The 18262-nt window shown below is 42.0% G+C and carries 24 protein-coding genes; 9 read left to right on the top strand and 15 right to left on the bottom strand.

Annotated elements, in window-relative coordinates:
* Position 1: 1 nt before the first annotated feature.
* Positions 2 to 1516 carry a sodium-dependent transporter gene (locus tag ACTG7X_RS02935; protein WP_439243244.1) on the bottom strand — a complete coding sequence of 505 codons (1515 nt, stop codon included), beginning with the start codon at positions 1514 to 1516 and terminating at the stop codon, positions 2 to 4.
* A gap of 127 nt (positions 1517 to 1643) precedes the next feature.
* On the opposite strand from ACTG7X_RS02935, the gene ACTG7X_RS02930 reads away from it, so the two are divergent.
* Together ACTG7X_RS02930 and ACTG7X_RS02925 are read left to right on the top strand one after the other, a co-directional pair.
* On the top strand, positions 1644 to 2198 hold the full coding sequence (locus ACTG7X_RS02930; RefSeq protein WP_439257037.1) for an RBBP9/YdeN family alpha/beta hydrolase: 555 nt from the start codon (positions 1644 to 1646) through the stop codon (positions 2196 to 2198).
* 86 nt (positions 2199 to 2284) lie between these two features.
* Positions 2285 to 2845 carry a TetR/AcrR family transcriptional regulator gene (locus ACTG7X_RS02925; RefSeq protein WP_439257036.1) on the top strand — a complete coding sequence of 187 codons (561 nt, stop codon included), beginning with the start codon at positions 2285 to 2287 and terminating at the stop codon, positions 2843 to 2845.
* A 43-nt stretch (positions 2846 to 2888) separates the two neighbouring features.
* On the opposite strand, the gene ACTG7X_RS02920 is transcribed toward ACTG7X_RS02925, so the two are convergent.
* From ACTG7X_RS02920 to uspA, 5 genes are all read right to left on the bottom strand, one after another.
* On the bottom strand, positions 2889 to 3461 hold the full coding sequence (locus ACTG7X_RS02920) for an NADPH-dependent F420 reductase (RefSeq protein ID WP_439257035.1): 573 nt from the start codon (positions 3459 to 3461) through the stop codon (positions 2889 to 2891).
* Between the two features lie 57 nt (positions 3462 to 3518).
* A complete protein-coding gene (locus tag ACTG7X_RS02915; RefSeq protein ID WP_439243252.1) occupies positions 3519 to 4181 on the bottom strand; it encodes an HXXEE domain-containing protein in 663 nt (220 codons plus the stop codon).
* Between the two features lie 10 nt (positions 4182 to 4191).
* Complete coding sequence (locus tag ACTG7X_RS02910) at positions 4192 to 4548, bottom strand: DUF1330 domain-containing protein (protein WP_439257034.1); 357 nt, start codon at positions 4546 to 4548, stop codon at positions 4192 to 4194.
* Between the two features lie 65 nt (positions 4549 to 4613).
* Positions 4614 to 5306, bottom strand: coding sequence for a hypothetical protein (locus tag ACTG7X_RS02905; RefSeq protein WP_439257033.1), 693 nt, complete (start codon positions 5304 to 5306; stop codon positions 4614 to 4616).
* Positions 5307 to 5639: 333 nt separating this feature from the next.
* Positions 5640 to 6065 carry a universal stress protein UspA gene (uspA, locus tag ACTG7X_RS02900; RefSeq protein WP_439243258.1) on the bottom strand — a complete coding sequence of 142 codons (426 nt, stop codon included), beginning with the start codon at positions 6063 to 6065 and terminating at the stop codon, positions 5640 to 5642.
* A gap of 150 nt (positions 6066 to 6215) precedes the next feature.
* On the opposite strand from uspA, the gene mazG reads away from it, so the two are divergent.
* Positions 6216 to 7013 carry a nucleoside triphosphate pyrophosphohydrolase gene (gene mazG / locus ACTG7X_RS02895; protein WP_439257031.1) on the top strand — a complete coding sequence of 266 codons (798 nt, stop codon included), beginning with the start codon at positions 6216 to 6218 and terminating at the stop codon, positions 7011 to 7013.
* A gap of 40 nt (positions 7014 to 7053) precedes the next feature.
* Here the strand turns inward: mazG and ACTG7X_RS02890 are convergent, their stop codons facing one another.
* On the bottom strand, positions 7054 to 7809 hold the full coding sequence (locus ACTG7X_RS02890) for a M48 family metallopeptidase (protein ID WP_439257030.1): 756 nt from the start codon (positions 7807 to 7809) through the stop codon (positions 7054 to 7056).
* 65 nt (positions 7810 to 7874) lie between these two features.
* Complete coding sequence (gene ppa, locus ACTG7X_RS02885) at positions 7875 to 8402, bottom strand: inorganic diphosphatase (RefSeq protein ID WP_439243264.1); 528 nt, start codon at positions 8400 to 8402, stop codon at positions 7875 to 7877.
* 123 nt (positions 8403 to 8525) lie between these two features.
* Between ppa and ACTG7X_RS02880 the strand changes: the two genes are divergently transcribed.
* The 4 genes from ACTG7X_RS02880 to ACTG7X_RS02865 all read left to right on the top strand — a co-directional run bounded on the left by ACTG7X_RS02880 (position 8526) and on the right by ACTG7X_RS02865 (position 11393).
* On the top strand, positions 8526 to 9290 hold the full coding sequence (locus ACTG7X_RS02880) for a glycosyltransferase family 2 protein (RefSeq protein WP_439257029.1): 765 nt from the start codon (positions 8526 to 8528) through the stop codon (positions 9288 to 9290).
* Positions 9291 to 9303: 13 nt separating this feature from the next.
* Positions 9304 to 10368: a uroporphyrinogen decarboxylase gene (gene hemE, locus ACTG7X_RS02875; protein ID WP_439257027.1), complete on the top strand. Its 1065-nt coding sequence runs from the start codon at positions 9304 to 9306 to the stop codon at positions 10366 to 10368.
* Between the two features lie 11 nt (positions 10369 to 10379).
* Complete coding sequence (locus tag ACTG7X_RS02870) at positions 10380 to 10970, top strand: YjaG family protein (RefSeq protein ID WP_439257026.1); 591 nt, start codon at positions 10380 to 10382, stop codon at positions 10968 to 10970.
* 90 nt (positions 10971 to 11060) lie between these two features.
* Entirely contained in the window at positions 11061 to 11393 is a 333-nt protein-coding gene (locus tag ACTG7X_RS02865; protein WP_439257076.1) for an HU family DNA-binding protein, read from the top strand.
* A 73-nt stretch (positions 11394 to 11466) separates the two neighbouring features.
* On the opposite strand, the gene murB is transcribed toward ACTG7X_RS02865, so the two are convergent.
* From murB to ACTG7X_RS02835, 6 genes are read right to left on the bottom strand one after another with little or no spacing between them, the layout of a single operon-like run.
* Positions 11467 to 12492: a UDP-N-acetylmuramate dehydrogenase gene (gene murB, locus ACTG7X_RS02860; protein ID WP_439257025.1), complete on the bottom strand. Its 1026-nt coding sequence runs from the start codon at positions 12490 to 12492 to the stop codon at positions 11467 to 11469.
* Entirely contained in the window at positions 12492 to 13109 is a 618-nt protein-coding gene (locus ACTG7X_RS02855) for a glutathione S-transferase family protein (RefSeq protein ID WP_439257024.1), read from the bottom strand. The genes murB and ACTG7X_RS02855 overlap by 1 nt, the downstream gene beginning before the upstream one ends.
* Positions 13110 to 13134: 25 nt before the next feature.
* Positions 13135 to 14382, bottom strand: a complete 1248-nt coding sequence (gene lysA / locus ACTG7X_RS02850; protein WP_439257023.1) for a diaminopimelate decarboxylase — start codon at positions 14380 to 14382, stop codon at positions 13135 to 13137.
* Between the two features lie 9 nt (positions 14383 to 14391).
* A complete protein-coding gene (gene lptM / locus ACTG7X_RS02845) occupies positions 14392 to 14511 on the bottom strand; it encodes an LPS translocon maturation chaperone LptM (RefSeq protein WP_439240034.1) in 120 nt (39 codons plus the stop codon).
* A gap of 31 nt (positions 14512 to 14542) precedes the next feature.
* Complete coding sequence (locus tag ACTG7X_RS02840) at positions 14543 to 14893, bottom strand: hypothetical protein (protein ID WP_439257022.1); 351 nt, start codon at positions 14891 to 14893, stop codon at positions 14543 to 14545.
* Positions 14874 to 15056, bottom strand: a complete 183-nt coding sequence (locus ACTG7X_RS02835) for a hypothetical protein (protein ID WP_439257021.1) — start codon at positions 15054 to 15056, stop codon at positions 14874 to 14876. The genes ACTG7X_RS02840 and ACTG7X_RS02835 overlap by 20 nt, the downstream gene beginning before the upstream one ends.
* 197 nt (positions 15057 to 15253) lie before the next feature.
* On the opposite strand from ACTG7X_RS02835, the gene cyaY reads away from it, so the two are divergent.
* Entirely contained in the window at positions 15254 to 15562 is a 309-nt protein-coding gene (gene cyaY / locus ACTG7X_RS02830; RefSeq protein WP_439257020.1) for an iron donor protein CyaY, read from the top strand.
* Entirely contained in the window at positions 15562 to 17451 is a 1890-nt protein-coding gene (recQ, locus tag ACTG7X_RS02825) for a DNA helicase RecQ (RefSeq protein ID WP_439257019.1), read from the top strand. Before cyaY ends, recQ begins: the two co-directional genes overlap by 1 nt.
* A 58-nt stretch (positions 17452 to 17509) precedes the next feature.
* Here the strand turns inward: recQ and ACTG7X_RS02820 are convergent, their stop codons facing one another.
* The gene (locus tag ACTG7X_RS02820; RefSeq protein ID WP_439240042.1) at positions 17510 to 18235 is read right to left on the bottom strand and encodes a glutathione peroxidase; all 726 of its coding nucleotides are present in this window, start codon (positions 18233 to 18235) and stop codon (positions 17510 to 17512) included.
* Positions 18236 to 18262 lie beyond the last annotated feature (27 nt).

Here is an 18262-nt window from a genome sequence, read left to right as displayed (position 1 = left end):
TTTATTCTCCCTCTTGTGAGTGGTGTTCGGCTAAGACTTCATCTTTCCATTTTAAGCGAGAAAGCAAGATAGACACGACGACTAACAAAATCGCCATCCCCCAACCAAAGGTATTCACGAACCAACTTGGATAACCCTCGTACCCCTCACTGAATACTTTAGCCCCTTCACTTAACAACATAAAGGCCAAAATACCTGTGGTGATCACGATACAAAGACGCCATACAAAGCCCACTTTGAATGAAGAGGTTTCATTTAAATGATTACCTAGCACGCCTAATTTTTCATTGGCTACAATAGCAATTAATGACACAAAGGCAACGGCCACAATACCGAAGTAGTTCACAAATTTATCCATCACATCCAGCATTGGTAAGCCTGTTGTGGTACCGAATAAGACGACGGATACCACCATCATTGGTAAACCCACAATAAATGTGACTTTGGCACGGCCAATGCGTAATTTATCTTGTACGGCGGAGATAATAACTTCAATAACGGAGATAAAAGAGGTTAACGCTGCAAAGGTTAAGGAACCAAAGAATAACACCCCAATCACTTGACCAAATGGCGCCTCATTAATAATGGTTGGGAACGCAAAGAACGCTAAACCAATCCCGCCTTTCGCCACTTCACTCACTTGTTGACCTTCTGCGGTCGCCATAAAGCCCAATGCTGCAAACACCCCGATACCGGCTAGAAGTTCAAAACTTGAGTTAGCAAAACCCACCACTAAACCTGAACCCGTAAGGTCGGAATCTTTTTTCAAGTAAGAGGCGTAAGTAATCATGATCCCGAAACAGATAGATAACGAGAAGAAGATTTGTCCATAGGCCGCAATCCACACACTCGGGTCGGAAAGTTTTGACCAATCAGGCGTAAATAACGCATCTAAACCTTTTGTTGCCCCCGGTAGGAATAACGCTGAAACCACTAACACCAAGAACATCACCACCAGTATTGGCATTAAAATAGAAGAACTTTTCGCAATCCCTTTTTGTACGCCTAAAGCAAGGACTAACAAGGCAACAATCCAAACCGCAATTAACGGCCCAACGACCATGCCGACAAATTCAAAACTTACCCCTTGTGCGACATCCCCCATTTTGAGGAATTCACCCACGAAGAAATCAACGGGTTTTTCGCCCCAGGCTTTGGTGAATGAGAAGTAGGTATAGGTTGCTGCCCAACCGAGTACTACCGCATAGTAGATCCCGATAATGACGTTGACCATCACTTGCCACCAACCGAAAGTTTCAAAATGTTTACTGAAACGGCGATAAGACAATGGCGCACCACCACGATGGCGATGACCAATGGCATAGTCTAAGAATAATAATGGAATACCTGCGGTTAATAAAGCGATCAAATAAGGTATAATGAACGCACCGCCCCCGTTTTCATAAGTTGTGTACGGGAAACGCCAAATGTTTCCCAAGCCAACCGCCGAACCAATGGCGGCAAGAATGAACGCTCTGCGTCCAGAAAAAGTTTCACGTTTTGTAGAATTACTCATTCTACCCCCTTATAATTAATGTGAATTAAACAACAACTCGAAATATAAACGAAAATGCTGTTTAGTCAACAAAAAATAGGTAAAAATCTAAAAAAATGCGAATTCTTATCTTAAAAGTAGGTGTTTTATGCTAGAAAAAATCTATATTACTCATGGTTACACCGCCCATTCACAAAAACATTGGTTTCCATGGCTCAAAGTGCGGTTAGAAAATCAGAAAATTTTTACGCACATTTTTGATATGCCCAATTCAACCGAACCCGATCCACAACAATGGCTTGAATTTCATCAACAACATATTCCTCAGCTTGATCAACATTGCTATTTTATCGGGCATAGTTTGGGTTGTATTGCGACCTTACGTTTTCTGCAACAAGCAAAAACGCAAATTGGGGGCATTATTTTAGTCTCTGGTTTTGTGGAAAAATTACCGAATTTACCCGAACTCGACGATTTCAATAAAACTCCGCTAGATTTCACCGCACTTATTCAGCAAATCCCAAAACGTGTGGTGATAGCATCGGAGGATGATGATGTAGTAAATGTCCAATTTACACGAAATTTAGCGAAAAATTTACAAGCGGATTATATTGAAGTGTCAGATTATCGCCATTTTTTGGATAGACAAGGGGTGACGGAATTGCCTTTGGTGTATGAGGAAATAATGAAAATGGTGAAATAATCAAGAGAGAATATTTTTATTTTACCTTGTTTAAAATGGGAATTTTGGAGTATTATTTTATTATCTTAGCTTAAGGAAAGAATGTAATGGCCCATCCAAAAACCGATTTACGCATTATTCGTAGCCATAAATTAATCCGTAATGCGCTTATCGAATTACTGAATCAAAAGAATTACCATGACATTAATGTGCAAGATATTTTAGATCTTGCCATGGTGAATCGTTCTACCTTTTACACCTATTATTCAGGTAAAGATGATTTGGTTGGAAAAATGATGGATGATTTAAAAGCAGAAATTAAACAACTCATTGAACTGCGTCAACAAGCGAACGATTTAACTCAATTTTTTGAAACCGCCATGCCGAAATGGTATGAACTACGCCATGTATTGCTTGCGCTCTGGAAAGTGCATACGCCTCGTCATCATTTGTTTGAGGATATGATAAAAATGTTCCAAAAATCCTTTGTCCAGTTGGCTGAGGGGAAAAGTATCAGTGAAACCGATTTGCCGTTACAATCCTTACTTTTCGCTCACTCCTTTTTAACGGCGATCCGTTTTTTCTTTGAAAAAAATCAAAAACCAGATGCAAAGAAAATTATGGATTTGTGGCAAAATACCTTGGATATTGCGGTAGAAAGAAAATAAAAAAGAAACGCACCTTTAAAAGTGCGTTGCTTTTTTCCGATATTTAAAGAATGACCAATCCGCCGTCTCGCTGAATTTGCCCGCTCACAGCGAGATTAATTAATAGCAGTCCCGCATTTTCCAACAGTCTGGCTTTTTGTAATTTGCCGACATCAACCAATTTTGCACCACTATTCGCTAAGGCGGTAAAAATCCGTTGCTTGGCCTCCTCGCTGTCACTGGCAAACAGTAAACTGGCTGGATTGCCTTTTACTTGGCAACTGGCAAGGCTATCTGAAAAGTTGATATTAAAGCCTTTGACAACTTGGCTGTTTGGCAGTTTCTCTGCTACGATTTCTGCACTGGATGTGCCTTGTGGAACAAGCAAGCTATCTAAATTGGCAAAGCTGATCGGGTTTGCAATATCAATCACGATTTTACCGGCAAAATGTGTGCCGTGCGTTTCTACTAACGGCGCAAGATCAGGGAATTTTACCGCTAAAACGATAATATCGCCTAATTCATGTCCGTCATAATCTCGCCCGATAATGTCCACATCGTTGCCACAACGTTCAAATAATTTAGCGATTTCAGCACCAATCATGCCTTTTCCGCCGAAAATACTAATTTTTGCCATATTTTTTCTCCTGTCAATGTAAAAAAGCGAATGGAGACTGTCCATTCGCCCGAAACGTTATTTGCCGTTTTTGATGTCTAACACACGCTCTTTAGCATAACCCCAAATACGATCTTCACGATAGGGGTATGGGCTGTTGCGATCTTTTAGCACCATAATTGGGCCAATCCAAAGCACGAACAACGACGCAAATCCACCGATAATCCCGATAATATAATCTGTACTTGTCACCAAATTGTGGCTTTCAATGTAGTAGATGTAGTAAATCATCACTGGAATGTTCAATAAGAAGATTGAACCGAAACCTGGGTTGTACCAACGTTTTAATTTGTATGATGTCACGCCGTGATTAGTCACTTGCAAGCAAGCCTGCAACACTTGGATTAACCCGTACCAAATACAATCTGGGAAAATGATGGCAATAATGTAGAACGTATAGCAAAGGAACACGTTATTAATCATCACCAAATTTGCATTGGTGGGGTAACGGTTGTAATCGTCGCCGTGATTGCCGAGCAGGCCGATATTAAAAATACTTGGGAAACCACCTGGATACGCATATTCTTCAAACTGATGCACTAACATTGCCATCCAACTCAGGGTTAAAATCACTTGGATTTCACTTAGTTGACTGTGTCCCCAAAGGGCGAGGTAATAGGCGAGTAAAATAAACAACACCATACCCACGTTATACCAGTTGTGACGGTAAAAATTCATCATGATGTACTCCTTATTTTGCCTCTACCGCTTCTACGATTAACACACGAGATGTGCTACTCGCTTTGCGACTTTTGTTAATTTTTTGGTAGAAATCAGAGTTGTACCAAGCTCGGGCTTGTTCCGCACTTTCAAATTCGATAATGCTCATCACACCGTTGGCATCGCCTTCCATCATTTCAGGTTTGGTCGCTTTGACGATCACTTTACCGCCGTAAGGTTTTAAGCTATCCATAAAACCTGCACGGTATTCTTTCATGCCCGCTTGGTTGGTCACATTGACTTCCCCGATCACATAGGCTGGCGCCGCCATGGCGCTGGATGCGGTGAAAAGTGCGGTTAAAATTGCAAAAGTTTTGGTGAATTTCATTATGTATCCTCGTTTATAAAATCTTGTGAAAAAATGACCGCACTTTAGTACGATCATTTCATCTATTAGGCCTGTTCTTTCGCGACTTGCTCTAACGCCATTCTTGCCCAGTTACGCCATTCAATGCCTAAATGCCATTTGTGTCCCTCAATCATTTCTTGATCCACGCCTTTTGGCATAAATACACCTAACAACACTTCACAACCTGTTTCCGTGTTGCGGAACTGGTGGAATGCGGCGACTGCGGTTGAATGATCGCCCTCACGAATTGGACAAGAAATATAGTTCACATAGGGATATTTTGCCTCATCACGAATGGCTTTTGCCTGTGCGGGGGCGTTGTCAATATTCGGATAGAATTTACCGATTAAATTCACTGGCTTATCCCAACAACCGACAGTTTCAATAATGCGACGGTTACCGCCCTCGGTGTCTTTAATCATATAATGTTCTGGATTCGCTTTCCAGTTGGTTTGTTCGCTGAATGTACGGAAACATTTTAAGAAATCTTCCGCTTTTAAACCATCCACTTGCATTAAGGCTTGGCTTAACACTAATTCGCCATCGCAAGTGTCAGCGAATTGTTGGAATTTCACGTCCATCTCGTGCATTTCTTCTTGTAAGATTTTATCCACGCCCTCGTGTCCGAGTTTGGTTTTGATTAAATCTAAGGCAATATAAGCACGCTCTAATTCTTTGCGTAATAATTCAATTTCACTGATTTCTTGACCGTTAATAAGGGTACGAATGTTTGACATATTTTGCTCTCCTGTGAGTATTGTTAACGTTGCTAATGAATGTGAAAGCGTTGTGCTTTCAATAAAGCGTATTATAGATTTATTGCAGAGAGATACAACCAACAGCAAACCAGTATGGAATAGGGTTATCCATACGAATTAGACATTGTGTATGGATAAGCATAATCTCCATATAAATGTTGTTGGGAAAATTTATCGAAAAATCACCGCACTTTTTTGATATTTGTGCGGAAATGTATTGTGAAAAGACAAAATCTGCAACACTACGAGTTTACATATAAAACTCGACATATTGCAGATTTCATTTATGTTGAATTATTTCAACTGGTTAAATTAATCTTCTTTTAACGGCACCACTAACATATCAATGGTAACGGTATTCATTAATTGACGCGTAGAGGACATTAATTTACTCCAGAAATCTTGGTGATGACCCGTGACGAGCAAATCCACATCATATTGTTCAATCGCATCAGCGAGCACTTGACCTAAATCACCGCTGCCACTTAATTTTTCACCAATTGGATAGCCCGCTTGATCGGCGAGTTGTAGCAAGGCTTGCTGTGTTTCACTGGAAATACGATCTTGCATAGAAGTCATATTTACATCAATTAACCCCGTATAAAGATCGGAGAAATTGACATCAACGTGAATAATCGACAATTTAGCATTGTGGCGCTCTGCAATAGAGGCGGCTTTTTTCACCAATCTTGGGCTTTCATCTGAAAGATCGACGGCAACTAAAATATGTTTATACATAATTCCCTCCTTAATTTCTCGGGTTAAATGGATTATTTAGGCGTATATTAACATCTCTTTTAAACAAAAAATGTGTACTAGATCACAATTTTGAAAAAAGATCAAAATTTTATTATGATATGCCAATCTATCCGCCAATAAGGAAAAACTATGTCCCATACTATTGATGATTTTGTACAACTTATCGCTAAATTACGCAATCCTCATGGCGGTTGCCCATGGGATCTTAAACAAAATTACCATTCTATGATCCCTTGTTTACTTGAGGAAACCTATGAAACTGTGGAGGCCATTGAGCAAGGGGATGTGACCAATCTACGGGAAGAATTAGGGGATTTATTATTGCAAGTGGTGTTTTTTAGCCAACTCGCCAAAGAGGACGGGAAATTCACCTTTGAAGATGTGGTTAATGAGGTTTGCCAGAAAATTATCCGCCGTCACCCACATGTCTTTGGTGATCAATCGGCTCGCAATGAACAAGAGGCACTGGCGAATTGGAATGCCATGAAAGCACAAGAAAAATCAGCCGAGGGAAAACAGCAGTCCATTTTGGATAATGTCCCTCATGCCTTTCCAGCCTTGTTGCGTGCGGAAAAATTACAGAAAAAATGCGCCAAAGTGGGCTTTGATTGGACGGAACTTCAGGATGTACTCAACAAAGTGCAAGAAGAGTTAGAAGAAGTAAAACAAGAATTAAATCAACCGCACTTAGATCAGACGAAAATCCAAGAAGAAGTAGGTGATCTGTTATTTGCCACGGTCAATTTGAGCCGTCATTTGAAATGTCAGGCGGAAGAAAGCCTACGTCAAGCTAACCATAAATTTGAACGACGTTTTCGAGCAGTGGAACAAAAACTAACACAGCAAGGCAAAACTTTTGCGCAAAGTAATTTAATAGAAATGGATATTTTATGGGACGAAGTGAAAAAAGAGGAAAAAACAGAATAACGAGGGCTAACTCACATTAGCCCTGTCAACATACCGTCGGTTATTTTTTCTGTTTATACACTTCCATGGCTTGTGGCAATAAACGTTGTAAGTTCGCTTGACGTTCTTCATCACTTGGGTGAGTGGAGAACAGACTGGCGACTTTACTTGAACCGCCTTGTGCCTGCATTTTTTGCCAAAGTTTTGGCGCTGCTTGTGGATTATAACCGGATTTTGCCATCAGCATAATACCGACTTCATCAGCTTCCGTTTCATGGCTACGGGAATAAGGCTTGTTGGTGATTAAATCTACTGTGCCGCTCCCTAAACCTTGCAAGTCAACACCCAGTGCAGCGCTCGCCCCAAGTTCGACTGCGGTGCCTAATACGGCAGTAAATACGCCAAAATTCCGTGAGGATTTACCATGTTCTTTTAACGCATGGGCCATTTCATGCCCCATCACGGTGGCAATTTCATCATCAGTTAAAGCTAATTTATCCACCAATCCCGTATAGAACATCATTTTTCCACCAGGCATTGCCCAAGCATTCAGCTCAGTATTTTTCACCACCGCAATTTGCCAGTTAAATTTGGTGCCGGTGTTATTTTCTCGTTCCGCATAGGGTTGCATTACACGAAAAATCTTGTGTACCCGTTTAGAGGTGGTTGAACTGGTATCCAATATGCCTTTTTGTTTCGCTTGTGCAAGGATTTGTGCATATTGAGTTTCAGATTGTTGGTTTATTTCCGTACTGGTGGCGCAACTCACTAACATAGTGGTCGCAAGGCAAGTCACGATCAATTTACGTTTTAGCATAAAATTCCCCACTGATCTGATAAAAAAATACCGCCTTACCCAGGTAAGACGGCATCTCTATTGGATTATTTTTTCGCACGCTCAAAGGAGTCTAAAATCTCTTGGCGAGCCTCGTTCACATCGCCCCAGCCTTCGACTTTCACCCATTTTCCTGCTTCAAGTGCTTTATAGCTTTCGAAGAAGTGTTGGATTTGGGCTTTTAATAACGCCGGTAAGTCACCCACATCTTGAATGTGATCGTATTCTTTGCTTAATTTGGTATGTGGCACGGCAACGACTTTCGCATCACCACCCGCCTCATCAGTCATTTTTAACACACCCACTGGACGGCAACGAATCACCGAACCCGGTTGTAATGGATATGGTGTTGGCACTAACACATCTACTGGATCGCCGTCAGAAGATAAGGTGTTGTTCACATAGCCATAGTTGGCGGGGTAGAACATGGCGGTTGCCATAAAACGGTCAACAAATAATGTCCCCGTTTCTTTGTCCACTTCGTATTTGATTGGATCGGAATTTGCCGGAATTTCAATTACTACATAAATATCGTCAGGTAGCGCTTTACCTGCTGGAACGCTTTCTAAGCCCATGTTAATCTTCCTTTTGTTAAATGAATATAAATAAACACACCGATTATAGCGATATTTAGTTGGTTTTGCTAGAAAGTGCGGTTAGAATAATGAAAATTTTTTATCGATAACAAGAGAATGCTTATGCCGACGATCGCTGTTGCCATGATTGTGAAAAATGAAAGCCAAGATTTGGCACAATGTTTAGACACCGTCAAAGATTGGGCGGATGAAATTGTGATTTTGGATAGCGGTAGCACGGACAATACGCAAGAAATTGCCCAATCCTACGGCGCAAAATTTTATTCTAATACCGATTGGCAAGGTTTTGGCAAACAACGCCAAATCGCCCAACAATATGTTACCTGCGACTATGTATTATGGTTGGATGCTGATGAACGAGTTAGCCCCGAATTAGCGCAATCCATTCAAACTGCGGTGCAAAATAATGCAGAAAATACGGTGTATCAAATTAACCGTTTAAGTACTGTGTTCGGTCGTGAAATCCGCCATTCAGGTTGGTATCCCGATTATGTGGTACGCTTATATCAAACGGCCTACGCCAAATATGGCGATGAGTTAGTGCATGAACGTGTGCATTACCCCGCCGCCGCCAAAGTCGAAAAACTCAACGGCGATTTAGCCCATTTCACCTACAAAAATGTGCATCATTATTTAGTTAAATCCGCCGGCTACGCCAAAGCCTGGGCGGAACAACGTCAAGCCCAAGGCAAAACCGCCAGTCTGTTTGATGGCGTAACCCACGCTTTAGGTTGCTTTGTGAAAATGTATTTGCTCAAAGCTGGTTTCTTAGACGGCAAACAAGGCTTTTTATTAGCGGTGTTATCCGCCCATTCTACCTTTGTGAAATATGCGGATTTGTGGGTGAGAACCAAAACGAATTTATAATTAGGAATAATCCATGTCAACATTAAAAAATGACCGTTATTTAAAAGCTCTATTGCGTGAACCCGTGGATTACACCCCCGTGTGGCTCATGCGCCAAGCGGGGCGATATTTACCCGAATACAAAGCCACTCGAGCAGAGGCGGGGGATTTTATGTCACTCTGCCGTAATGCAGATTTAGCCTGCGAAGTGACCTTACAACCCTTGCGCCGTTATGATTTAGATGCAGCGATTTTGTTTTCCGATATTTTGACTATCCCTGATGCCATGGGCTTAGGGTTAAGTTTTGGCGTTGGCGAAGGGCCGAAATTTTCCCGCCCGATTGACAGCCAAAGTGCGGTGCAAAATTTGCCAATTCCTGATCCAGAAGTGGAATTACAATATGTGATGAATGCCGTGCGAACTATTCGCCGTGAGCTGAAAGGCGAGGTACCGTTAATTGGTTTCTCGGGCAGCCCGTGGACGTTAGCAACCTATATGGTAGAGGGCGGTTCAAGCAAAGCCTTTACTAAAATCAAAAAAATGTTGTATACCGAACCGCAATTATTACATCAACTATTGGATAAAGTCGCGGACAGCGTTATTCTCTATTTAAACGCCCAAATCAAAGCTGGCGCACAATCAGTTATGGTGTTTGACACTTGGGGCGGCGTACTCGCTCATCGGGATTATGTGGATTTTTCCTTGCAGTATATGCACAAAATCGTAGACGGTCTGATTCGAGAAAATGACGGTCGCAAAGTGCCGGTAACCTTGTTTACCAAAGGTGGCGGCTTGTGGTTAGAACAAATTGCAAATACAGGCTGTGATGCCATTGGCTTAGATTGGACAGTAGATCTTGCCAAAGCCAAAGCCCAAGTAGGGCATAAAGTGGCGTTGCAAGGCAATATTGACCCTAGCGTGCTTTATGCCTCACCCGAACGGATTGAGCAAGAAGTGCGGTCTATTTTGGCCGACTTTGGACAGGGTTCTGGACACGTATTTAATCTCGGGCACGGCATTCATCAAGATGTACCGGTAGAAAGCCCAAAAGTGCTGGTGGACGCCATTCATCAGTATTCCAAACCTTATCACCAATAAAAGGAACGGTTATGCGAAACCCCATTCAAAAACGCCTTGAACACTTTGAAACTTGGCAACATTTAACCTTTATGGCGTGCTTATGTGAACGCATGTGGCCGAATTTTCAGTTGTTTTGCCAAGTGACCGAACAACCGGACAAGGCAAAAACCTATCAAAATATCCTCAATTTAGTCTGGGAATATTTAACCGTCAAAGGGGCGAAAATCAATTTTGAAAACCAATTAGAAAAGTTGGAAGAAATTATTCCTGATGTCAACGATTATGACTTTTTTGGCGTAGTGCCTGCCTTGGACGCAGCGGAGGGATTGGGCGATTTGTTGCACGCCATTATTGCCGGTGAAAATTTAGAACAAAGTATCAAAATCAGCCAATTATCTTTGCAAACCGTCGCCACCCTGTTAGAAACTGAACAAGAGCGAGAATTATCCGAAACAGAATTAAAAAGTGCGGTGGAAATTGAGCAAGAATTAGATGTGCAATGGCAGATCTTCCGCACCTTGAAAGAATGCGAAGAACGGGATGTTGATCTCATTTTAGACCTCAAAAACGAGATTCGAAGCAGTAAAATCTCAAATATTGGTATAGAAATCACTCAATAATGTGATCTTTGCCACAAATTTGTAAAATAGTGCTTTGCTTTCGGGCAAACTTTGTTTACTCTATGCGTGCTGTACTTACAGTTACTGAATCTGGTAAACAAAGGCTTTACCGAAACATTTAATAAAACATTAATAAGGTATTCAATCATGAACAAAACAGATTTAATCGATGCAATTGCAACAGAAGCCAAATTAACTAAAAAAGATGCCAAAGCTGCATTAGAAGCAACTTTAGCAGCCATTTCTGGTAGTTTAAAAGCAGGCGACCCAGTACAATTAATTGGTTTTGGTACATTCAAAGTAAACGCACGTAAAGCTCGTACAGGTCGCAACCCACAAACTGGTGCGGAAATCAAAATCAAAGCCTCAAAAGTACCTGCATTCGTTGCCGGTAAAGCATTAAAAGATGAAGTAAATGCTTAATTGCGAATAATATGCTTTCTTCAAAAAAACCCTGTCAAATTGACAGGGTTTTTCATGGGTAATCCGACGGTGCCTAACTAATCACATTATCCGCATTGACTTCGCCATTTTCTCCGATAAAACGCACTTCTGGCGAAAGATACACATCAAATTTAGCCGCCACCGCTTGACGAATATGATGGGCTAATTCCACCACATCTGAACTGGTGGCGTTCCCCGTATTCACTAACACCAAGGCTTGCTGTTGATGTACCATGGCGCCACCGATTTGATAACCTTTTAACCCCGCTTGATCGATCAACCAACCCGCCGCTAATTTCACAAAACCATCGGCTTGTGGGTAATGAGGAATGGTAGGGTATTCTGCTTGTAAATCTTGGAACTGACGTGCGGTGACCACCGGGTTTTTAAAGAAACTGCCAGCATTACCCGTTTGTTTTGGGTCGGGTAACTTGGCTTGACGCACCGCACACACTTCGTCAAAAATCTGTTGTGCCGTCACCCTGTTCACATCAAGATTGGCTAAAGAACCATATTTCAAGACAGGTTGCCAGTTTTTCGCCAATTTTAATCCCACAGCCACCACCACAAAACCCTTGGCATATTGTTGTTTAAAGACGGAATGACGATAGCCAAAACCACAGTCTGCGACGCTTAAACGAAATACCTGATTTTGCGCCAAGTCCAACACGTCGACATAATCGCACACATCTTTAAATTCCACACCATAGGCGCCGATATTCTGCACCGGTGCCGAACCCGCACAGCCTGGAATTAAGGCTAAATTTTCTAGCCCTTGAATCCCTTGTTGTAACGACCACTGCACCAATTTGTGCCAATTTTCCCCACCCGCAACGTGTAAATAATGAAAGTCATTATCCTGTTTATGTTCAATGCCTGTTAACCGATTGACTAACAGGGTGCCGTTAAAATCTTGAACAAACAGCACATTGCTGCCTTCGCCTAATAACAAGACGGGCTGATCTTCCGCTTTTGCTGCTGCCCAAGCAGGTGAAAATTGCTCAAGTGCGGTGATTTCTACAATACTTTTTGCCTGTGCGTCAATAGCAAAGGTATGATAATGACGTAAACTTGGCATTAGGCAGGTAATCCTTGTTGTTTAAGCACCGATTGCACGCCGGCATTTTGCCCAACACGTTGATAATGTGCGGTCACATGGCGTAAATGGCTGTAATCCAAGCCAATGACTTGGCACCAGCGTAACGTAATATAAAAATACACATCCGCCACGGAAATTTGTTCGCCAAAATACTGATGTTGGCTCAAATAATCGTCCGCAATGGCATATAAACGCAATAATTTTTCTGCCAATTCTTGACGATATTGTTTCACTAAGTCCTCATTCTCTTTCAAGTAGACTGGCACATTAAAAATGCGACTAAAGAGAGGGTGAATATCTGCATTACAAAAGGCTAACCATTTGGTGGCTTTGGCTTTATCTTGCACCGTTTTACTGCCGAAAATTTTGGCCTCGGGATGTAAATTATCCAAGTAGGTTAAAATAGCCACATTTTGTGATAAGGCAAAATCACCGTCCACCAACAATGGCACTGAACCCTGTGGATTTAAGGCTAAATAATCCGCTTGTTTAATGGCCTCTCGACTGACTTCAACGGCTTGATAAGGTTGACCAATCCATTCCAATGCAATATGTGGCACCGTAGAACAAGATCCTTTTAAATAATATAATTTCATCTTCATACTCCTTTTTATCTTTCTGTTAAGGCAATAAGGTTTCCAACTGCCATAAATTTTCATAGCTTTCACGCTGACGAATGACATGCACTTGCGAACCGTCTACTAACACTTCCGCCGTGCGTGGGCGAGAATTATAGTTAGAACTCATGGTCGCCCCATAGGCGCCAGCGGAACGTTGTACTAAATAATCGCCCTCTGCTACCGCCAATTCACGTTGTTTACCCAGAAAATCCGAGGTTTCACACACCGGCCCCACCACATCATACAGGGCTTTTTCACGTCCTAAGGTCCGATCCGCCTCAATAATCGCCATATAGGCTTGATACAAGGCAGGGCGAATCATATCGTTCATGCCGGCGTCTACGATGGCAAAGTTTCGGCTTTCATTGGTTTTAATATATTCCACCTTGGTCACCAAAATTCCCGCATTGGCCGTAATCGCACGCCCCGGTTCTAGCACAATTTCCAAATTCAGCCCTTGCAATTTTTCTAACAACGCCTTGGCATATTCGCTTGGATGGGGTGGGGTTTCGTCTGTGTAAGGCACACCTAAACCGCCGCCTAAATCCAAATGTTTCAACTGAATACCATCTTGTTTTAACTGTTCGATTAACACAATCAACCGATCTGCCGCATCTAAAAAAGGTTGTAATTCAGTGAGTTGTGACCCAATATGGCAATCCATGCCGACAATTTCAATATGATCTAATTGACGGGCTTGACGATACACATCACGAGCCTGTTCCACACTCACGCCAAATTTATTTTCTTTTAATCCCGTGGAAATATAAGGGTGCGTATGGGCGTCCACATCAGGATTGACTCGCAAAGAAATGGGGGCGATTTTGCCTAACTTTTTCGCTACCTCATTAATGCGATACAATTCTGGTACACTTTCCACATTAAAACAACGAATCCCCACCTGCAACGCTCGCTCAATTTCCACCGCCGTTTTTGCCACGCCCGAAAACACCACTTTAGACGGCTCACCGCCTGCTTTTAACACCCGTTCAAGTTCCCCTTGAGATACAATATCAAAACCTGAACCGAGTCTTGCCATGGTTTGTAACACTGCAATATTGGAATTAGCTTTCACCGCAAAACAAATTAAATGCGGGTGTTCGCCAAATGCTTTATCAAAAGCATGCCAATGACGTTCCAAGGTGGCTTTCGAATAAATATAAAGCGGCGTACCAAACTGCTCTGCCAAAGCGGTCACAGCAAGATCTTCCGCAAAAAGGCGATCGTTTTTATATTGGAAATGATCCATCTCAGTATCCTATTTTTGTTGAGCTTGTTGGGTATTGTCTTGTGGATAATATAACGGCCCTTTTACGCCACAGCCGACAAGACTGGCACAAAGTGCGGTGAAAATAATAAGAGAAATGTGTTTTTTCATGATGATTATCCGTCCGTATATAAGAACTTGATTAATAATTATTTTTTATCAGACGAGTTAAACGTCTTTGTTGTTTTGGAGAAAGATGAATGAACTGATTGCAAGAAAAATATTTTTCTTTCAATAGTTGAATAAAATTGACTTCTCGAGAGGTTCTCCCTGTATTAATATTGGAAAAACGCCCATAATTGAAAGAAAGAATATAAGCGATATTATTATTTACAATACACTGCAAAGAAGTAAAGCTATTGATTTCAATAGAAAAAGGCGATTTTACCGGTTCAAAATTGTCTAGCACAGTTTCCACATAGAATAAAGCCTCATCGGAAAGCAACGCCATAAATTCATTGATTTTTGAACCTTTAAGCGTACGCCACTTCACTATAAAATACCTCATCAATGGCTTTTTTATTTTCTAAATATTCTGCTCGTTCAATCCGTTTTGCCTTAATTTGTGCGAGCGTTATTTCTTCAAAACCATCATTATCTATGCCCTCTTGCCATAATTCTGTCAGATAGCGTTCTTGTTCTTTGCTCAATTCCATACAGCCTCCCATCAATTTCTGAAAAGTGTATCATAATTCCGATGATTTGAAAGTGAAATTGATCGACAATTTTGTGATCTCCATTCCAATTTTCACACATTCCTGATGACTCACGCCAACTAAATCAATATTTCCTCTATCCTTACTCGCTGAAACTCTCTATAATTCACCCTAACGATTTTAGTGAGAGAACAAAAATGAACCTAGTTGAATTTCATCAAAATATTGAACAAGTGTGGGATCACATTGAAGAACAATGTGATGAGCAAGATGTAGATGTGGATTTTGAACGTCAAGGGTCGGTGTTTACCATGACCTTTGGAAATCGTACGCAAATTGTGATTAATAAACAAGAATCCATGTTGGAGCTTTGGTTAGCCAGCCGTTTAGGCGGGTTGCATTTTGCTTGGAAAGATAACGATTGGATTAACCATGATGGCAAACGTTTTTACGATTGTTTAAGTGAGGCCTGTACAGCGCATGGTGAAGAAGTGAGCTTTGCTTAATGACCTTGTCTGGCGAAATTGAACAAAAAAGTGCGGTGCAAAAAATGCAAGATTTTTCCACAGCAGTTTCTGAGCCGTTACAGAGTGATCCTTTACAAATGTTAAAGGACGTGTTCGGTTATCAATCTTTCCGCACAGGGCAGGAAGAGGTGATTCAATCCGCTTTGCGTGGGCAAGACAGCCTTGTGGTGATGGCAACGGGCAACGGAAAATCCCTGTGTTATCAAATCCCTGCCTTGTGTTTTTCGGGACTAACCTTGGTTATTTCGCCGTTGATTTCATTGATGAAAGATCAGGTGGATCAACTGTTAGCCAACGGCATTGCGGCGGATTATCTCAACTCCACACAAACCTATGAGCAACAGCAACAGGTGCAAAATAAAGCCATTTCGGGTGAACTGAAATTGCTTTATCTTTCCCCTGAAAAGGTGATGACCAACAGTTTTTTTGCCTTTATTTCCCATTGCAAAGTGAGCTTTATTGCCATTGATGAGGCACATTGTATTTCCCAATGGGGACATGATTTTCGCCCTGAATATCAACAGCTTGGCGGTTTGAAAGGCACGTTTCCCGATGTGCCAGTGATGGCGTTGACCGCCACTGCCGACAGTACCACCAGACAAGACATTTGGCAAAATCTCCGCTTAAACGCACCGCACGTCTATATCGGCAGTTTTGACCGCCCGAATATTCGCTATACGCTAGTAGAAAAATTTAAACCCATGGAGCAACTTTGTCAGTTTGTGGTGGCACAAAAAGGCAAAAGTGGCATTGTGTATTGCAACAGTCGCAATAAATCGGAAAAAGTCGCCGAGGCGTTGCAAAAACGGGGCGTGTCGGCGGCGTTTTATCATGCGGGCATGGAATTTGCCGAGCGGGAACGGGTGCAACGGGCATTTCAACGGGACAATATTCAAGTGGTGGTGGCGACCATTGCTTTTGGCATGGGGATCAACAAATCCAACGTGCGATTTGTGGCACATTTTGATCTTTCTCGCAGCATTGAAGCCTATTATCAAGAAACAGGACGAGCCGGACGAGATGATTTGCCTGCGGAGGCCGTGCTGTTTTATGAGCCTGCGGATTACGGTTGGTTGCATAAAATGCTTATGGAAGAACCCGAAACGCCACAGCGAGAGATCAAACAACATAAGCTAGAGGCCATTGGTGAATTTGCCGAAAGTCAAACTTGTCGGCGTTTGGTGTTGTTGAATTATTTCGGCGAAAATCGCCAAACACCATGTAAAAACTGCGATATTTGCCTCGATCCGCCGAAAAAATACGATGGCTTAATTGATGCCCAAAAAATCCTGTCCACCATTTATCGCACGGGGCAACGTTTCGGTATGCAATATGTGATTGGCGTGATGCGTGGCATGAACAACCAAAAAATCCGTGATCACCGACATGAACAATTAAGTGTATACGGTATCGGTAAGGACAAAAGCAAAGAATATTGGCAATCGGTGATCCGCCAATTAATTCATCTCGGCTTTATTCACCAAGTTATGAACGACGTGGGCGTGCAACTGCAACTCACCGAAAGTGCTAGACCCATTTTGCGTGGTGAAGTACCGCTTGAATTAGCGACCCCAAGACTATCCGCTATTGCCACGGTGGCAGCACCACAACGCCACGCCGTGAGCCATTACGACAAAGATCTCTTCGCCCGATTACGTTTCTTACGCAAACAAATTGCCGACCGAGAAAATATCCCGCCTTATATTGTGTTTAGTGATGCCACCTTACAAGAAATGTCGCTGTATTTGCCGACTAGCAAAGTAGAAATGTTGCAAATTAATGGGGTGGGAGCGATTAAATGGGAAAGATTTGCACAGCCGTTTATGGCGATTATTCAAGAACATAAAACCTTATTAGCGAAAAATTAGCGTAAAAAAACCGCACTTTCAAAGTGCGGTTCATTTTTTCTAAATTTTTCAGCTTAAATTAAGCGAAATATTTCTCTAAATCGTCGCTGCCACCGATATATTCACCACCGATGAAGACTTGTGGAACAGAAGTTTTGCCAGTGATTGCACGAACAGAGATAGTTGACGCATCACGACCTAATACGATTTCTTCAAATGTGTAACCTTTCACTTTCAATAAACCTTTGGCTTTTGCACAGAATGGGCAACCTGGTTTAGTAAATACGGTGACGGATGGTTTTGCTTCCCATTTTGGATTTAAGTATTTGATCATAGTGTCTGCATCAGATACTTTGAACGGGTCGCCTGGTTCGTTTGGTTCAGAGAAGATTTTCTCTACTACGCCGTTGCGGATTAACGCAGAATAACGCCATGAACGTTTGCCGAAACCTAAGTCATCTTTGTCAACAAGCATACCCATGCCCGCTGCAAATTCACCGTTACCATCTGGAATGACAGTCACGTTTTCAGATTCTTGGTCTGCTTTCCATGCGTTCATCACGAAAGTGTCGTTAACTGACATACAGATGATGTCGTCTACGCCTAATGCTTTGAATTCGCAAGCTAATTCGTTATAACGTGGTAAGTGAGTAGATGAACAAGTTGGCGTGAATGCACCTGGTAAAGCGAACATCACGACAGTTTTGTTGTCGAATAATTCTGCTGAAGTTACATCAACCCATGCGTCGCCTTGGCGAGTATGGAATGTAACTTGAGGAACTTTTTTTCCTTCCATATTTGACATAATTTTTTCTCCGATTTGAGTGATTGT

It is taken from the genome of Lonepinella sp. BR2271 (genome assembly GCF_051851515.1).
Taxonomy (GTDB): domain Bacteria; phylum Pseudomonadota; class Gammaproteobacteria; order Enterobacterales; family Pasteurellaceae; genus Lonepinella.
Note: the sequence above shows the minus strand (reverse complement) of the source record. Positions and strands in the feature narration are given on the sequence as shown.